Annotated in this window: 19 protein-coding genes; 13 read left to right on the plus strand and 6 right to left on the minus strand. The window is 62.6% G+C overall.

Annotated features, from left to right (window positions below):
• Positions 1-435 precede the first annotated feature (435 nt).
• The gene (locus tag FLQ44_RS24025; protein WP_206208684.1) at positions 436-630 is read left to right on the plus strand and encodes a hypothetical protein; all 195 of its coding nucleotides are present in this window, start codon (positions 436-438) and stop codon (positions 628-630) included.
• Between the two features lie 6 nt (positions 631-636).
• Here FLQ44_RS24025 and FLQ44_RS05610 read toward each other — a convergent pair whose 3' ends face one another.
• Together FLQ44_RS05610 and pyrE are read right to left on the minus strand one after the other, a co-directional pair.
• Entirely contained in the window at positions 637-1,251 is a 615-nt protein-coding gene (locus FLQ44_RS05610; RefSeq protein WP_147693464.1) for a DUF4124 domain-containing protein, read from the minus strand.
• A gap of 2 nt (positions 1,252-1,253) precedes the next feature.
• On the minus strand, positions 1,254-1,898 hold the full coding sequence (gene pyrE / locus FLQ44_RS05615) for an orotate phosphoribosyltransferase (protein ID WP_147688436.1): 645 nt from the start codon (positions 1,896-1,898) through the stop codon (positions 1,254-1,256).
• Between the two features lie 73 nt (positions 1,899-1,971).
• On the opposite strand from pyrE, the gene FLQ44_RS05620 reads away from it, so the two are divergent.
• Both FLQ44_RS05620 and FLQ44_RS05625 read left to right on the plus strand, forming a co-directional pair.
• On the plus strand, positions 1,972-2,745 hold the full coding sequence (locus FLQ44_RS05620; protein WP_147693465.1) for an exodeoxyribonuclease III: 774 nt from the start codon (positions 1,972-1,974) through the stop codon (positions 2,743-2,745).
• Positions 2,745-3,341 (plus strand): RBBP9/YdeN family alpha/beta hydrolase, encoded by a 597-nt coding sequence (locus FLQ44_RS05625; RefSeq protein WP_147693466.1) that lies wholly within the window; start codon positions 2,745-2,747, stop codon positions 3,339-3,341. Before FLQ44_RS05620 ends, FLQ44_RS05625 begins: the two co-directional genes overlap by 1 nt.
• A 69-nt stretch (positions 3,342-3,410) precedes the next feature.
• On the opposite strand, the gene FLQ44_RS05630 is transcribed toward FLQ44_RS05625, so the two are convergent.
• The 4 genes from FLQ44_RS05630 to hemF all read right to left on the minus strand — a co-directional run bounded on the left by FLQ44_RS05630 (position 3,411) and on the right by hemF (position 6,307).
• Positions 3,411-4,250, minus strand: coding sequence for a sulfurtransferase (locus FLQ44_RS05630; RefSeq protein WP_147693467.1), 840 nt, complete (start codon positions 4,248-4,250; stop codon positions 3,411-3,413).
• 147 nt (positions 4,251-4,397) lie between these two features.
• Complete coding sequence (locus FLQ44_RS05635; protein ID WP_147693468.1) at positions 4,398-4,796, minus strand: HIT family protein; 399 nt, start codon at positions 4,794-4,796, stop codon at positions 4,398-4,400.
• Between the two features lie 18 nt (positions 4,797-4,814).
• Entirely contained in the window at positions 4,815-5,396 is a 582-nt protein-coding gene (locus FLQ44_RS05640) for a hypothetical protein (RefSeq protein WP_147693469.1), read from the minus strand.
• A gap of 2 nt (positions 5,397-5,398) precedes the next feature.
• A complete protein-coding gene (gene hemF, locus FLQ44_RS05645) occupies positions 5,399-6,307 on the minus strand; it encodes an oxygen-dependent coproporphyrinogen oxidase (protein WP_147693470.1) in 909 nt (302 codons plus the stop codon).
• A gap of 342 nt (positions 6,308-6,649) precedes the next feature.
• Between hemF and FLQ44_RS24555 the strand changes: the two genes are divergently transcribed.
• The 10 genes from FLQ44_RS24555 (at position 6,650) to FLQ44_RS05695 (ending at position 16,737) form a co-directional block, all read left to right on the plus strand.
• On the plus strand, positions 6,650-7,792 hold the full coding sequence (locus FLQ44_RS24555; RefSeq protein WP_170252828.1) for a methyl-accepting chemotaxis protein: 1,143 nt from the start codon (positions 6,650-6,652) through the stop codon (positions 7,790-7,792).
• 17 nt (positions 7,793-7,809) lie between these two features.
• Positions 7,810-8,178: a response regulator gene (locus FLQ44_RS05655; protein ID WP_147693472.1), complete on the plus strand. Its 369-nt coding sequence runs from the start codon at positions 7,810-7,812 to the stop codon at positions 8,176-8,178.
• A gap of 51 nt (positions 8,179-8,229) precedes the next feature.
• Positions 8,230-8,526, plus strand: coding sequence for an STAS domain-containing protein (locus FLQ44_RS05660; protein WP_147693473.1), 297 nt, complete (start codon positions 8,230-8,232; stop codon positions 8,524-8,526).
• Positions 8,516-10,663, plus strand: coding sequence for a chemotaxis protein CheA (locus FLQ44_RS05665; RefSeq protein ID WP_147693474.1), 2,148 nt, complete (start codon positions 8,516-8,518; stop codon positions 10,661-10,663). Before FLQ44_RS05660 ends, FLQ44_RS05665 begins: the two co-directional genes overlap by 11 nt.
• A 39-nt stretch (positions 10,664-10,702) precedes the next feature.
• Complete coding sequence (locus FLQ44_RS05670; protein WP_147693475.1) at positions 10,703-12,349, plus strand: methyl-accepting chemotaxis protein; 1,647 nt, start codon at positions 10,703-10,705, stop codon at positions 12,347-12,349.
• 14 nt (positions 12,350-12,363) lie between these two features.
• The gene (locus tag FLQ44_RS05675; protein ID WP_147693476.1) at positions 12,364-12,921 is read left to right on the plus strand and encodes a chemotaxis protein CheW; all 558 of its coding nucleotides are present in this window, start codon (positions 12,364-12,366) and stop codon (positions 12,919-12,921) included.
• An 86-nt stretch (positions 12,922-13,007) separates the two neighbouring features.
• On the plus strand, positions 13,008-13,808 hold the full coding sequence (locus FLQ44_RS05680; RefSeq protein WP_147693477.1) for a CheR family methyltransferase: 801 nt from the start codon (positions 13,008-13,010) through the stop codon (positions 13,806-13,808).
• Positions 13,805-14,344 (plus strand): chemotaxis protein CheD, encoded by a 540-nt coding sequence (locus FLQ44_RS05685; protein WP_147693478.1) that lies wholly within the window; start codon positions 13,805-13,807, stop codon positions 14,342-14,344. Before FLQ44_RS05680 ends, FLQ44_RS05685 begins: the two co-directional genes overlap by 4 nt.
• Positions 14,341-15,432 (plus strand): protein-glutamate methylesterase/protein-glutamine glutaminase, encoded by a 1,092-nt coding sequence (locus FLQ44_RS05690; RefSeq protein WP_147693479.1) that lies wholly within the window; start codon positions 14,341-14,343, stop codon positions 15,430-15,432. Before FLQ44_RS05685 ends, FLQ44_RS05690 begins: the two co-directional genes overlap by 4 nt.
• A gap of 108 nt (positions 15,433-15,540) precedes the next feature.
• Positions 15,541-16,737: an EAL domain-containing response regulator gene (locus FLQ44_RS05695; protein ID WP_147693480.1), complete on the plus strand. Its 1,197-nt coding sequence runs from the start codon at positions 15,541-15,543 to the stop codon at positions 16,735-16,737.
• Positions 16,738-16,778: the final 41 nt, after the last annotated feature.

Raw genomic sequence — 16,778 nt, forward strand, 5'->3', positions numbered from 1 at the left:
TTAGCGCCGATGATAGTGCAGATACCTGTGTGAAAGTAGGACACCGCCAGACGCCCGATACCGAAGCCCAGCTCATACGAGCTGGGCTTTGTGCTTTGTGGCGACGGAAACCCGAGCCCCCGCGGCCAACGTTGGCCGCATCGATGTCAAAACAAAACAAAAGCCCGCTTGCGCGGGCTTTTTTATTGATCTACACCTGGTGCCCTGTTTACTTTGTCGCCTGCCTTACTAGCGGCTGAGGTGGTGCTGGGCAGCCTGCAGGCATATACGTTAAGCTTGGTTTTTTCATTATTGGGGTAAGTCATGAAACAGAAGGCTGTGATGTTGCTTTGCTGCCTGGCAAGCCTGCCCGTATGGGCGCAAACGGCGAATGTAGATGCACTACTGCTTTCTGCGCAGATGGCGTATCAGGAGGCAGATGGCAAGCAGGATCAGGTGCGTAAGCGGTTGCTGCAGGTGGAGGAAGAGTTGAAGCAGGCGCAAAAGCGTTTGGCCGATGCCCAGCTGCAGGTTCAGCAGGCCATGCAGCGACAGCAGCAAACCTTGGCGGATAAAGCGGCCGCCGATACCGCGATGCAGCAGGCTACGCAGCGTTTGCGTGATGCCTGGCAGCAGAAAGAAGGGCAGTAACGGGTTTTATCGGGTGGGTGTCGCGGTGATCTGGTTCAGCTCTTGCAAACGCAGCATGTCTTGTGCGGCTTTTATGCGCAGGCGTTCGATTTCTGCGCGGCGGGACTGGATCAGCGCCAGGGTTTCGTTTTGCAGGCGCTGTTTTTCTTGCAGCTGGCTGCTCAGGCCCTGGGAGATACTCTTGCCGCTGCTACGCAGTTTGTTGGCTTCGTTGTTCAGGTCGGTGAGCTGTGCACTGGCCATGCGTAGCTGGCTTTCCAGTGTGCGTAGGCCGGTTTGCAGCGTTTTTACCTGCTTGTCGCGTTCTGCTGCAATGTCTGCGGCAGAGCGGTAGCGCTCTTGCAGTGCGCGGTCGTAGCGTAGCTGCTCGGCCCGCTGTGCCTGCTCTTGTTTTTTGCGCTCCAGCTCGGCTTCGTGTGCGCGCTTGTCCGCCTCGCTTTCGCCCTTGCGCAGCAGGATGCCCTGTTTGTTCAGCTTGCTGACACCGCTTTTTTGTTCTGTCGGTGGCGGGTAATCGCTGTAGTGCACCACCCCGCGTTCGTCGGTCCATTTGTACAGACCTTCTGCCCCTGCTGCCGGGGCGAGCAGGGTGATAAGCAGGGCGAGGTGGTGTGGGCGCATGATTAGTCGTTGACTCCGTATTGGGCGCGGTAGGCACGTACAGCTTCCAGATTGTCGGCCAGTTCCGGGCTGCCTTCAAGGAAACCGAGCAAGTCTTTCAGGTTGGCAATGGCAATAACCGGCAGATTGTAGTCACGGGCCACTTCTTGCACGGCGGAGAGCTCGCCCGTGCCGCGTTCCATGCGGTCCAGCGCGATGGCCACACCGGCTGGCTCGGCGCCAGCGGCGCGGATGAGCTGTACCGATTCGCGTACCGAGGTACCGGCAGAGATCACGTCATCGATAATCAGCACCTTGCCTTGCAGCGGGGCGCCTACCAGGGTGCCACCTTCGCCGTGGTCTTTGGCTTCTTTACGATTATAGGCAAAAGGCACGTTGCGGCCCTGCTCGGCCAGTGCCATGGTGGTGGCTGCGGCCAGGATGATGCCTTTATAAGCTGGCCCGAAGATCATATCGAATGCTACGCCGCTCTCGCTGATAGACTTGGCGTAAAAGCGGGACAGCTGCAGCGTGCTTTCGCCGTCGTTGAACAGGCCGGCATTGAAGAAGTAAGGGGAAGTGCGGCCAGCCTTGGTGACGAAGGCGCCAAAGCGCAATACCTGCTTCTTAAGCGCAAAACGAATAAAATCCTGGCGGAAATCGCTCATCTGAATACCCCTATATACTTTTAACGCGTTGACGTGGCTGAAAAATCGCCGCAAGGATACCACGGGAGACCCCATGCTTCGAATCGTTTCCGCCAACCTGAACGGCATCCGTTCGGCGGACAAGAAAGGTTTTTTTGACTGGCTGGCCGGCCACCAGGCGGATTTTGTCTGCCTGCAGGAGCTGAAGGCGCAGGCGGGCGACCTGAGCCCGCGCATGCAGAACCCCGATGGCTTGACCGGCTACTTTCACTATGCCGAGAAAAAGGGCTATAGCGGCGTGGGTATCTACACCCGCCACGTGCCGGACCGCGTGATTACCGGCCTGGGCGTGGACTGGATCGACGCCGAAGGCCGCTACCTGCAGCTGGATATCGGCAAGCTGTCGGTGGTGTCGCTCTACCTGCCGTCCGGCTCCAGCAGCGACGAGCGCCAGCAGGTGAAGTTTGATTTTCTCGACGTGTTCATGCCGCACCTGAATACCCTGCGCGACAGCGGCCGCGACGTGGTGATCTGTGGCGATTGGAATATCGCCCACAACGAGATCGACCTGAAAAACTGGAAGGGCAACCTGAAGAATTCCGGCTTTCTGCCGGAAGAGCGCGCCTGGATGACGCAGCTGCTGGGCAGCGGTTGGTGCGATGTGTGGCGCACGCTGTACACGGACGCGCCCGGCTACAGCTGGTGGAGCAACCGTGGCCAGGCCTACGCCAAGGACGTGGGCTGGCGTATCGACTACCACATCGTCAGCCCCGGCCTGATGGCGCAGGCGCGTGCGGCCAACGTGTACAAAGACGAGAAGTTCTCCGACCATGCGCCGCTGACCGTCGATTACGAGCGGAGCCTGTGATGTGGGATGACGACGATATCTTCCTGATTACCGTGCCCGGCTGGGGTAACTCCGGCCCCAAACACTGGCAAAGCTACTGGGAAATGCTCTACCCGCTGGCGCGCCGTGTGGAGCAGGACGACTGGCTGTACCCCAACCGTGATGCCTGGGTGCAGCGCCTGGCCGACACGGTAGACGGCTGCAGCGGCAAGGTGGTGTTGGCCGCACACAGCCTGGGCTGCCATACCGCGGTGGAATGGCTGGGCCAGGCCAGCCTGCTGCAGCAGCGCCAGGTAAAAGGCCTGCTGCTGGTGGCACCACCAGCCTTGCCAATAACCGAGGCGCGGGCCCGTGCCAGCGGTGAGCTGCCAGACGAGGCGGCGCTGCCTGGCTTTGATGGCTTTGCCGCGCCGCGTGACATGCGTGTGCCGGTGCCGGCGCGCATGGTGGCCAGCCGTGATGACCTGTTCTGCGATTACGCCAGCAGCGAAGCCATGGCGGCACGTTGGGGTGTACCGCTGCTGGACGCCGGCAACGCCGGCCATATGGGCAGCCACAGCGGGCTGGGCGACTGGAAGGCCGGGCAGAAGCTGATTCAGCAACTGATGCTGGGTTGAATCTGGCTTGAGAAGCAAAAAAGGTTGGCCGCATGCGGCCAACCTTTTTCATGTGCGGGTGAGCGGGGCTTAATCGCCAGTGGCCACCGGGCGGCTGTCGTCGCTGCACCATTCGCTCCAGCTGCCGGCGTACAGCGCGGCGCCGTCAAGGCCGGCGTGCGCCATGGCCAGGCGGTTGTGGCAGGCGGTGACGCCGCTGCCGCAGTACAGCACCACGTTGCTGGCGGGCGTGTCCTCCAGTACCGCTTGCCATTCTGCGGCCAGCACGTCGGCCGGTTTGAAGCGGCCATCTTGCAGGTTGAGCTGGAAGAAGCGGTTGCGCGCGCCGGGTATGTGGCCGCCTACCGGGTCCAGCGTTTCGTTCTGGCCGGCAAAGCGGTCTGCAGCGCGGGCGTCGATCAGCACGCGTTCGGCTTTATCGAGGTTGGCCGCCACCATGTCCACATCGAACAGCTGCTCCAGCGCCGGGCGCATCACGAAGCGGGTGCTGTTTTTCTCTGGTGCGTCGGTGGTTACGGTGCCGCCCACGGCCTGCCAGGCCTGGAAGCCGCCATCCAGCACGGCCACGGCCTCGTGCCCCAGCCAGCGCAGCAGCCACCAGGCGCGGGCGGCGTACATGCCGCCTGCGTCGTCGTAGGTCACGACCTGGGTATTGGGGCCGATGCCCAGTGCGCCAAAGTTCACCGCCAGGCGCTGGCCATCCGGCAGTGGGTGGCGGCCGTTATTGCCGTTTTTGGCGCCGGACAGGTGGTAATCCAGGTGCAGGTAGTGGGCGCCGGGCAGGTGGCCGGCTTCGTAGACGGTAGGGCCGTAGGATGGGTCGGCCAGCTGGAAGCGGCAGTCCAGCAGCACCAGGTCGGCGGTGTCGTGCTGTTGCAGGTCTGCTGCGCTGATCAGGGTACGGTACATGGGGTTCTCCTTTGCACACGCTTGGGCACCTTGCGAAGCCAGCCGGTGGCCGGCTTCGCAAGGCGTCCTGGGCAGGCGGGCTGCCGTTGACGGTGGTCAAGCGTTGTTTGAAATATTAAACGTTGACCACCATAGCACGGCCGGGCTTCAGCCGGCCAGTGCGGCGCGCAGGGCGGCGGCCAACTGTGGCACGCCGTGTGCCACGCCATCGCGCTGGGGCTGGCCCCATAGCGGCTGCGGGAAGTGCTTGTCGTCGGCAAAGCGCGGAATCACGTGCCAGTGCAGGTGCGGCACCATATTGCCAAAGCTGGCCAGGTTGATTTTGTCCGGGTTCAGCAGGCTGCGCAGCGCCGCCTCGGTGCGGTAGACCCAGTCCATCACGTGGGCACGGTCGGCCGGGGCCAGGTCGGTCATTTCCTTCACATGGCCGTGCCAGATTACGCGGCAGAAGGCCGGGTAATCGGCGTCGGCTACCAGGATCACGCGCAGTTTGTCGTCGCGGTACAGGATGTCGCCACCGTCCTGGTGGCACAGTTCGCAGTGCATGGTGTGTCCTTTACGGGCTTAACGTTGGCCGCGCCCTTGCCAGTTTTCGTAGTCGAAGTCGGCCAGGTTGATCAGGCCGAAGTCGCGTGGCGGGCGGGCGTGTTGCTGTTTTTGCTGGTCGGGGTCACTGGTGTGGTAGCTCAGGCTGTCTACCGCCACCAGCTGCCAGGTCTGGTCGCGGCGCGACCAGGCAAAGCGGAAGTCTGCACGCCAGCGCCAGTTGCTGCCGCCGTAGTGCAGCAGGGTAAAACCACCGGCCTGGGTCTGGACGCCTTCAAACGGGTCGCCAAAGATGCCGCCGCACTGGCGGCACATCACCGCGCGCGTGCTGCGGACTACCGCTTTGAGTTTGCCGTCCGGCTGGCGTAGCAGTACTTGCAGCAGCCTGGGGCCATCATCTTCGCTGGCTGCCTTGGCTTCGCTCACCATGATGGCGTCGGGCCGGCCATCGCGGTTCAGGTCGGCGGCTTCCCAGGCCAGCAGTGTCTGGCCGGCAGGCAGCACGGCTTGCACGTCGGCTGGCGGGTTGGCCGCTTGGCTAGCTAGTGCGGGTAGCAACATCAGCATGGCGGCAAGCTGGCGCCAGGTTGGCCGCAGCATGCTCATACCCAGTCGCGGTGCGGCAAAAAGTCGGTATACAGCGCGGCTTCCGGGCTGCCGGCTTCCGGCTGGTAGCCGTATTCCCAGCGCACCAGCGGCGGCATGGACATCAGGATGGATTCGGTGCGGCCGCCGGTTTGCAGGCCGAACAGCGTGCCGCGGTCCCACACCAGGTTGAACTCTACGTAGCGGCCACGGCGGTACAGCTGGAACTGGCGCTCGCGCTCGCCCCACGGCGTGGCCTTGCGGCGCGCCACGATGGGCAGGTAAGCGTCGGTAAAACCGTTACCCACCGCCTGCATGAAGGCAAAGCTGGTATCAAAATCCGGCTGGTTCAGGTCGTCGAAGAACAGGCCGCCCACGCCGCGCGCCTCGCTGCGGTGTTTCAGATAGAAGTACTCGTCGCACCACTGCTTGTATTTGGGGTAGGTGTCTGCACCAAACGGCGCACACAGATCACGTGCCACGCTGTGCCAGTGCACCACGTCGTCCACGTTGCCGTAGTAGGGCGTCAGGTCGAAGCCGCCGCCAAACCACCATACCGGCGCCTCGCCGTCTTTTTCGGCAATGAAGAAACGCACATTGGCGTGGCTGGTGGGCACGTAGGGGTTTTCCGGGTGGATCACCAGCGACACACCCATGGCCTCGAAGCGGCGCCCTGCCAGCTCCGGGCGGTGCGCGGTGGCGCTGGCAGGCAGCGCGTCGCCGGATACGTGCGAGAAGTTCACCCCGGCTTGCTCGAATACCGCGCCGTTGGTCAGCACGCGGCTACGCCCGCCGCCACCGGCCGGGCGCTGCCAGCTGTCCTCGATAAAGTTGGCCGCACCGTCGGCGGTGGCCAGGCCCTGGCAGATGTGGTCCTGCAGACCCAAAAGAAACTGTTTTACCTGATTGGCGTGCGGGTGGCTCATGCGCGTAGTCCGGGTTCGAAAGTCATGCCGGATTGTAATGGCAAACGGTGGCACAAACGACTGGGCATGCATCAGGCCGCTGGCGCACTCCCACCCTTGTGTGTCGCGCCTGCCAGCCCGAAGCAGCCATGTTGTGCTGCAAAAATATCACCACGTTATTTCATGTGGCAGCCACGCCTGCCATTTGCATGCCTATGCGGCGATATGGCAAGTATTTGATCTAGATAGGTCACGTGGGTTTTCTATGGGTTTGTATCGGGTTGGGTGCTCAGTCTTACATTGAAACTATAAAAAATGGCAGCTATAGCACTAGTGAAACTCATAAAACAAGAAAGTCATCCCGTGCTGAGCCTGCAAAAAAATACCTCGCATATTGCTTATCTGGCCGGGTCTGCCGTGCTGGGCCCGCTACTGGCTTGGGTTGCCGGCAGCGCCTGGTGGCTGGCGGCCGTGCTGTTTGTCCTGCCTGTGCTGGCGGTGTTGCTGCTGCCAGGCGCGCCGCAAGACAGTAGCGACGCCGAGCCGCCAGGGCTGCCGGAGCCCGCCCAGCCGCCGTACTGGCCAGAAGTCGGCCGCCTGGTAAACCAGGTGCTGCCACTGTGGTCTGGCCAGGTGCAGTTGGCCGCAGGGCAGGTGGAAGACGCCATTAGCAAGCTGGCGGCTCGCTTTGCCAGCATGAACGACATCATTCGCCAGTCGCTGGGCGATAAGCCTAGCGGTATCAGCGACTTTGCCCAGCTGGAGCAGGCCGAGCAAAAGCTGCTGCAAACCCTGCGTGTGCTGGATGAGTCTGTGACCAAGCGTAACCAGCTGATCGAGCGCATTACCCAGCTGCAGGGCCATACGCACAAGCTGCAAGACATGGCCGAGTCGGTGTCTTTCATTGCCGGGCAAACCAACCTGCTGGCGCTGAACGCGGCGATTGAAGCCGCCCGCGCAGGCGAAGCCGGCCGTGGCTTTGCTGTGGTGGCCGACGAGGTGCGCAAGCTGTCCATGCAGTCCAACGACACCGGCAAGAGCATGGCCAGCGCCGTGGAGCTGATTGTGGGCGAGCTGGACTCTGCCGCGCAGCGCGCCCAACAGCTGGGGCAAGAAGAAAAAGCCCTGATGGGCGAGGCCAGCAGCTCGGTAACCGAGGTGATCCAGACCTACCAGCACGTGACCCGCGAGCTGAAAGACAGCCAGCAGAGCCTGTCTGCCAGCGGCAGCCATGTGCGCGACGAAATCCAGGATGTGCTGGTGAACCTGCAGTTCCAGGACCGCATCAGCCAGATCCTGGGCCATGTCATGGACGACATGCAGCGGCTGGAAAGCACGCTGGGCAGCGCCCTGGCCGCGCCGCACGACCAGCCGCCACCACCGCCGGACACCCAGGGCTGGCTGGCCAACCTGAAGCGCACCTACACCACACACGAGCAGCACTCACTGCACAGCGGCGGCAAGGCGCAGGGCGGTAGCGCGAGCGAAGAAGTAACCTTTTTCTGATAACGGGGAGACTTGCCATGGCAAAGACCATATTGATTGTTGACGACTCTGCCAGCCTGCGCCAGGTGGTGAAAATTGCGCTGATGGACGCCGGCTACGACGTAATAGAAGCGGGTAACGGCCAGGAAGGCCTGCAAAAGCTGGATGGCCGCAAGATCCACCTGATCGTGTCCGACGTGAACATGCCCATCATGGACGGCATCACCTTTCTGAAAAACGTGAAGCAGCACGCATCGTACAAATTTACCCCGGTGATCATGCTCACCACGGAAACCAGCGACGAAAAGAAAAAATGCGGCCAGGAAGCCGGCGCCAAAGCCTGGGTCGTCAAGCCCTTCCAGCCGCCCATCCTGCTGTCGGCCATTTCCAAGCTGATTCTGCCCTAGCCCCGGCCGCGCGCCACCAGGGCCACACTGCCACGCTGCCGGAGGCACGCCATGTCATCCACCATCAAGCTGGACGAAGAATGCACCATTTACCAAGCGGCCCAGCTGCGCCAGCAGCTCGCCGATGCCCTGATGGCCAGCGACAGCCTGACGGTAGACCTGTCGGCGGTCGGTGAAATGGACAGCTCGGCCGCCCAGGTGCTGCTGTGGCTGCACAGCGAAGCCGCGCGCCTGCAAAAACAGCTATCGCTGGTACACCTGTCTGCCGCCGCCCGCGAGCTGCTCACCATGCTGGGGCTGCTGATATACCTGCCAATCGTGGAAGAGGAGGCCGGCCATGAATCTTGACGCCGCCAAGCAAACGTTTCTGGAAGAAGCGCGCGAGCTGCTGGAAGACATGGAGCGCATCCTGCTGGATGTGGAAGCCACCGACACCACCGACGAGCAGCTCAACGCCCTGTTTCGCGCCATGCACACCATCAAGGGCTCGGCCGGGCTGTTTGGCATGGACGAAATCGTGCACTTCACCCACGAAGCCGAAAACGTGGTGGACCTGCTGCGTGGTGGCCACCTGGCGCTAGGCGAAGACCTGTCCGGCCTGCTGCTGCGCTGCCACGACCACGTCAAAGCCATGTTGGCCGTGGTAGACGACAAAGCCATGCAGCAGGAGATGCTGAAAACCAGCCTGCTGGACGAGCTGCGCCACTACGCCCAGCCCGCCGCCGCGGCCGAGGCGGCCAACACCGGCCACGCCAGCGTGCCCGAGCCAGGCGGCCTGCGCGACTGGGTAATGTCACTACGCTTTAACGACGACGTGCTGCGCAACGGCATGGACCCGTCTGCTTTCTTTCGCTACCTGCGGCTACTGGGCGAATTCCTGATTGTGCAGCCGGTACTGTGCCGCCTGCCGCAGGCCGAGCGCTTTGACCCGGAAAGCTGCTACCTGCGCTTCGAGCTGCTGTTTTCCAGCGATGCCAGCCAGCAAATGCTGCTGGACGTGTTCGAGTTTGTGCGCGAAGACAGCCAGATCCACATCTTTCCGGTAAGCGAGGCTGCCGCGCACTGGCCGCAGCTGATCGCCCACGCCGACGAAGCCGAGCAAGCCGCCGTGCGCCAGGCCTGGCACGCGCTGGGGCTCAGCCCCGATGCCCCCGCCAGCGTTGCTACCGCGCCGGAGCCCGCTGTGGCAGTAGCCAAACCGGCAGACAAAGCTACCGACAAAGCCGACAAGCCGGCCGCCAGCGTGGCGGAAGCCAAAGCCCCGCGCGGTAGCGAAAGCCGCTTTATCAAGGTGGAAGCCGCCAAACTCGACAGCCTGATCAACCTGATCGGCGAGCTGGTGATTGCCGGCGCGGCGGCCAACCTGATGGCCCGGCGTTCCGCGCAAAGCGCGCTGGTGGAATCCACCATCGCCATCGCCAACCTGATCGAGCAGATCCGCGCTGGCACGCTGAGCATGCGCATGGTGCAGATCGGCGATATTTTCAGCCGCTTCCCGCGCGTGGTGCGCGATGTGTCCAAGGAGCTGGGCAAGAGCATTCAGCTGAATGTGTCCGGTGCCGACACCGAGCTGGATAAATCCATGGTGGACAAGCTGGGCGACCCACTGATGCACATCGTGCGCAACGCCATGGACCACGGCATCGAGTCGTCCGAGGCCAGGTTGGCCGCAGGCAAGCCCGCCGAAGGCAATGTGTGGCTGAACGCCTACCACGAAAGCGGTAGCGTGGTGATCGAGGTAGCCGACGACGGCGCCGGGCTGCGCAAGGAAAAAATCCTGGCCAAGGCGGTAGCCAACGGCCTGGTGGCCGCCGACAGCGTGGTGCCGGATGGCGATATCTACAAGCTGATCTTCGAGCCCGGTTTTTCTACCGCCGAGCAGGTCACCAATATCTCTGGCCGTGGCGTGGGCATGGACGTGGTACGGCGCAGCATCGAACAGCTGCGCGGCACCATCGATATCGACTCGGCCCCTGGCGAAGGCACCACCTTCCGCATTCGCCTGCCGCTGACCCTGGCCATTATCGATGGCTTCCTGGTGTCGGTGGGCAACGCCACCTTCGTGATACCGCTGGAAACCGTGATCGAGTGCATCGAGCTACCGCCCGATGCGCTGCAGGGCGACGCGCACAACTGCCTGAACCTGCGCGGCGAAGTGCTGCCGCTACTGGGGCTGAATCGTTTCCTGGAGCTGGGCCAGCCGCACGCCAAGCGCCAGAACGTGGTGGTGGTGCGTTACGGCGACAGCAAGGCCGGGCTGGTGGTGGACGAGCTCCTGGGCGAGTTCCAGACCGTGATCAAGCCGCTGGGTAACCTGTTCCGCCACCTGCGCGCCATGAGTGGGTCCACCATTCTGGGCTCGGGCGAGGTGGCATTGATTCTGGATGTACCGTCGTTGATTCATTTTGCAACAAGCCAGGAAGCAGAGCGTTTTGCCAGCCACGCCGAACACGCACAGCAGCGTGGTGGCCACGGTAATCACTAAATCAACCATGGCAGCCGCTGGCTGCGGGGGAGTATAGAAATGAGCACAAAACAAATGTCTGTCGCCATGCGCCTGGGCCTGGGCTTTGGTGCCGTGATTTTCTTCATGCTGCTGGTGTTTGTCATTGCCATGAATGGCTTTCGCCAGATCAATGTGCAGATGAGCGCCATCACCAAGGAGAATAACCCCGAGCTGGTGCAGATCAACGTCATGAACGACGCGGTGCAGGAAATGCGTGTGCAGTACCGCAACGTGATCATCATTACCGACGCTGCCGAGCTGAGCAAGGCAGTAGAGATTTATAACAATAACAAAAACAAATATCCGGAAGCCTACCGCAAGCTGCAAGACCTGTTTGCCGGCCAGGTAGAGCCGATGAGCGAGAAAGAGCGCGACCTGATGAACCAGATTGCGGCGCAGGCGGCGGTGGCCTTCCCGCTGGTGGACCGCGTGGTGCAGCTGGGGGCGGCCAACCAGAACGAAGAGGCATCCGCGCTGATGCAGTCGCAGGCCAACCCGGCTATGGGCAAGCTGCGCAGCCTGATTGTGGACCTGTCGGCTTACGAAACCCAGCTGAGCTTTGACATGGCCAAAGAGGCGGACGACAAATACAACGCCGCGTTTGTGCAGATGCTGACCGTGTCCATCATCGCGCTGGTGGTCGGCATTGTGGTGGCCATCCTGATCATCCGTAACATCGCCCGTGCGCTGGGTGGCGAGCCGCACTATGTAGCCGATGCCATGCGCGAAGTGGCACAGGGCAACCTGATGGTGAATGTGACGGTAAAACCGGGTGACACCACCAGCTTGGCCGCGTCCATTGCCATGACTATCGACAAGCTGCGCGGCATCATGGCCGAGGTACGCAGCAATGCGGACAACCTGTCCTCCGCCTCGCAGCAGGTGAGCGCCACCGCGCAGTCGCTGGCGCAGGGTGCCAGCGAATCGGCCGCCAGCGTGGAGGAAACCTCGGCGTCGGTAGAGGAAATGTCCTCGTCCATCAACCAGACCAGCGACAACGCCAAACTGACCGAGAGCATTGCCACCAAGGCCGCGCGCGAGGCAGCAGAAGGCGGCGACGCGGTGAAACAGACTGTGGTGGCCATGCGCCAGATTGCCGACAAGATCAGCATCGTGGACGACATTGCCTACCAGACCAACCTGCTGGCGCTGAACGCCGCCATCGAGGCAGCGCGTGCGGGCGAACACGGCAAGGGCTTTGCCGTGGTGGCAGCCGAGGTGCGCAAGCTGGCCGAGCGCAGCCAGGTGGCCGCGCAAGAGATTGGCGAAGTGGCCAGCGGCAGCGTGTCCATGGCCGAGCGTGCCGGCCAGCTGCTGGAAGAAATCGTGCGCTCCAGCTCGAAAACTGCCGACCTGGTGCAGGAAATCTCTGCCGCCTCGATGGAGCAGGCTACCGGCGTAGGGCAGATCAACGCCTCGGTACAGCAGATTAACGCCGCCACCCAGCAAAGCGCGTCGTCCAGCGAGGAGCTGGCGTCTACCGCCGAGGAAATGAGCGGCCAGGCCGAAAACCTGCAAGACCTGATTTCGTTCTTCCGTATCGAAACGTCGGGCATAGGCCGCCGTCGCAACACACCGCGCGGCACGGCCAGCAGCCAGTCTGCGGCCAACCTGCCCGGCAGTGCGGGTGGCGAGACGGACGAAAACGACTTCGTACGCTTCTAAGCGGGGAGACCACTATGGGTGCACTCACCATACGCCGTGGGCGGGACGCCGCCCAGGTAGAGGAGGTCCACGAGGACGTCCTGCAGTACCTGACTTTCCAGCTTAGCGGCGAGACCTACGCCATCGGTATTTTGTCCATCAAGGAGATTCTGGAGTACACCACGCTGACCCAGGTGCCGCTGATGCCGGCGTTTATCCGCGGCGTGATGAACCTGCGCGGCGCCGTGGTGCCGGTGATCGACCTGGCGGTGCGCTTTGGCCGTAACGAAACCGGGGTGTCGCGCCGTACCTGCGTGGTGATTATCGAGGTGGCCAACGAGGAGATGCAGCAGTACATCGGCATTCTGGTGGACGCGGTGCACGAGGTGCTGGCGATACGCGCTGTCGATATCGAGCCGCCGCCGCAGTTTGGCAGCCGCATCCGCGTGGATTTCATCTCGGGCATGGCCAGGGTAGACAACCGTTTTGTGGTGCTGCTGGACGTGGAAAAAGTCTTGTCGGTAGAAGAAATGGCCACCCTGTCTGCCATGAATGGCAGCGAGATGGCAGACCTGCGCGAAGCCGAAGTATAAAACTGCCTGCCCGTGGCTACGGCCTGGGCAGGCTGCACAGCGCACTGGCTGCCGGCGCCCGGCCGGCATGCCGTAAGGAGGGGAGCATGCAGTTATCTGATGCGACATTTTCACGTTTTGCTGTGTGGATGAAGGCCCAGACCGGGGTGCATTTCCCCATCGGCAAGAAAACCCTGGTGCACCAGCGCCTGACCCGCAGGTTGGCCGCACGCAATGTGGCCACCTTCGAGGCGTATTTCCGCATGCTGCAAGACCCGGCTGAGCTGGCCGAGCGCGAGGCGGCCATCGACCTGCTAACCACGCACGAAACCTTTTTCTTTCGCGAGCCCAAGCACTTTCACTGGCTGGAATCGCAGCTGCGCCAGCACCCGGTAGCCGGCACGCTGCGCATCTGGAGCGCGGCATCGTCCAGCGGCGAAGAGGTGTGGAGTATTGCCATGCTGCTGGCCGATATCCGCGGCATGGATGGCGACTGGACGCTGATGGGCAGCGACATCAGCCAGGGGGTGCTGGCGCGGGCCGAAAAAGGCCACTACACCCTGCAGCGCTGTGAAGGCATGCCGCCGGACTACCTGCGCCGCTTCTGCCTGAAAGGGGTACGCCAGCACGCGGGCACCTTCATGCTGTGCAAGGAGCTGCGGCGCAAGGTGAATTTCCAGCTGATCAACCTGGACAAAGAGCTGCCCACTATCGGGCCCTATCACGTGATCTTCCTGCGCAATGTGCTGATCTACTTTGACGCCGCCACCAAGCTGCAAGTGGTGCAGCGCGTGCTGGGCCGCTTGTCGGTGGGCGGCTTTCTGCTGGTGAGCCATTCTGAAAGCCTGCACGGGTTGCCGCTGCCTATCCAGCTGGTGGCGCCGGGTATTTACCGGAAGCTGTCATGAGCGAATCCCACCAGCGTACCGAGGTATTCCTGAAACCCGGCGAATGGTATTTCGGCGGCGCCGAGGCGCTGATCAAGACCCTGCTGGGGTCGTGTGTGTCCATTACCCTGTGGCACCCGCGCCTCAAGCTGGGCGGCATGTGCCACTACCTGCTGTCGCAGCGCAAAAATGGCGAAATCAGCGACACCTTCAGCGGCCGCTACGCCGACGAGGCCATGCTGCTGCTGGTGCGCGAGGCGCTGCGTAGCGGGCGGCCGCTGCGCGAGTTCCAGGTCAAGCTGATCGGCGGCGCGTCGGTACTGTCCGGCACCGAGCGCGATGGCCAGGTCACCGATGTGCCTGGTGAAAACATCGTCATGGCCAGGTTACTGGCTACCCAGCTGGGGTTGAATGTGCAGGCAGAAGACTTTGGCGGTAGCGGCGCACGGCTGGTGTTGTTTGACGTGGCCTGCGGCGATGTATGGGTACGCCAGAGTAATGAACGCGACGTGCCGGCCGGCAGCCGCGTAAGCCATAAAAGGAGGGCATCGACATGACGATCAAGGTAATGCTGGTAGACGATTCCGCCGTGGTACGCCAGGTGCTGACTGCCGTGTTTACCCAAGCCACAGGCATTGAGGTAGCCGACGTGGCGCACGACCCCATCATGGCCATGGAGAAAATGAAAGCGCGCTGGCCGGATGTGATCGTGCTGGATGTGGAAATGCCGCGCATGGACGGCATCACCTTCCTCAAACAGCTGATGAGCACGCGGCCAACCCCGGTGGTGATTTGCTCTTCGCTCACGCAAAAAGGCTCGGACATGGCCATGAACGCGCTGGCGGCGGGCGCGGTAGAGGTGATTGCCAAGCCTACCGGCGGGGTAAAAGCGTTTCTGGAGGCCAATGGCAACGCCCTGGTGCAGGCGGTAAAAGCCGCCGCCTCGGCGCGCATGGGCAATGTGCGTGTTGCCCCGGCCCCGTCGCCGGCGGGGGCGGGCGGCAAGCCACTGCTGGCCACGCCCAGCAAGCTATCGGCCGACGCCGTGCTGGATGCGCCCACCGGGCGCGAGATGTTCAGCACCACCGAGCGCATTGTGGTGATTGGCACCTCTACCGGCGGCACGCAGGCGCTGGAGCATATTCTGACCCGGCTGCCGCGCGGCTGCCCGGGCATTGCCATCGTGCAGCACATGCCGGAGCGCTTTACCTCGTCGTTTGCCGAGCGGCTGAACCGCCTGTGCGTGATCGAGGTAAAAGAAGCGGCCAACGGCGACCGCATTATTCCCGGCCGTGCGCTGATTGCGCCGGGCGGCAAGCACATGATGATCAAGCGTAGCGGCGCGTTTTACCACGTGGACATTGTGGACGGGCCGCCGGTGAGTCGGCACAAACCGTCGGTGGACGTGCTGTTCCGTTCTGCCGCCAAGTTTGCCGGGCGCAATGCGCTGGGGGTGATCATGACCGGCATGGGCGACGATGGCGCCAAAGGGCTGAAAGAGCTGCACGATACCGGCGCGCACACCATTGCCCAGGACGAGCAAAGCTGTGTGGTATTCGGCATGCCCAAAGAGGCGATCAAGCTGGGCGCCGCCCGCGACGTGCTGTCGCTGGATGCGCTACCGGGGGCTATTAGTAAACACTAGCGCCTGTATGTCCTTGAATTTTAATAAGAGGTGTTTAATATATAAACATGATATGGCGCCTTATGCCAGGCGCCTGCTTGTACTTTCCCATTAGCAGAATGGCGGCCCATGCCCAAGTTTACATTGCAAGATGTTCTGATCGTGGACGATAGCCCGTCGCAGCTGGTGCTGCTGTCCGAGCTGTGCCGCAAGATGCGCATGAGCGAGGTGCGTACTGCGCGTAATGGCGAGGAGGCGCTGCAGGCCATGCGCAGCCGCCTGCCCTCCTTGCTGTTGCTCGACCTGGAAATGCCCAAGGTGGATGGCGTGCAGGTACTGCAGCGCATGGCGCGCGAAGGGCTGATTACACCCGTGGTGGTGGCCTCGGCCAAAGACCCCATGCTGATTGCCACGGTAGAGCTGATGGGCCGCGAGCTGGGCCTGCCGGTACTGGGTGCCTTGCAAAAGCCCATCAGCCTGGCCGAGCTGGGTGATTTGGTGAGCCGCGCCTACCAGCAGGGTGCGGCAAGCGGGCAGAGCCAGCCTTTGTGCTCCGATAGCGATATCCGTCTGGCGCTGGACCGCGCCGAGATCGTGCCCTACTACCAGCCCAAGGTGACCCTGCACGGCCAGCTGCTGAAGGGCGCCGAGCTGCTGGCACGTTGGCCGCAAAGCGACGACGTGGTGATGCCGGCGCGCTTTATCCCGGTTATCGAACATTGTGGCTGGAGTACCGAGCTGACGCTGCTCATGCTGCAGCAGGGCCTGGCGCAGTGGCAGCAGTGGGCGCGGCGCGGCCTGCGTCTGCCCATGTCCATCAACCTGTCAGCGTTGTCCATGGATAGCGGCGAGCTGGTGGGGCGCATCGAACAGCAAGTGGCGCAGAGCAAGGTGCCGCCGCGCTATATCATTTTCGAGATTACCGAAACCGCGGTGGCCGACAACCTGGCCGAAGCCATGGGCGTGGCCGCGCGCCTGCGCCTGGCGGGTTTTGGTTTGTCGATAGACGATTTCGGTACCGGCTTTGCCACCATGCAGCAGCTGGTGCGCTTTCCGTTTACCGAGCTGAAGATCGACCAGTCGCTGGTGCAGTCCATCAGCAACAAGTCGCATCTGGAAAACGTGGTGCATAGCGTGATCGAGCTGGCCAAGCGCATGAACCTGACCACGGTGGCCGAGGGTATAGAAACCGAGTGCGACCAGCTGTGCCTGAACAACCGCGGCTGCGTGCTGGGGCAGGGTTATCTGTACGCCAAGCCTTTGCCGCCGGCACAGTTCGAGTCGTGGATACGCCAGCGCCGCCAGCCGGAAGGTGCCCCCGCCTGAGCGCGTGGCCGCAAAAAAAATGCCCGTCCAGGGGACGGGCC

Origin of the sequence: Vogesella mureinivorans, from assembly GCF_007644035.1 — a bacterium.
GTDB classification, from domain to species: Bacteria; Pseudomonadota; Gammaproteobacteria; order Burkholderiales; family Chromobacteriaceae; genus Vogesella; species Vogesella mureinivorans.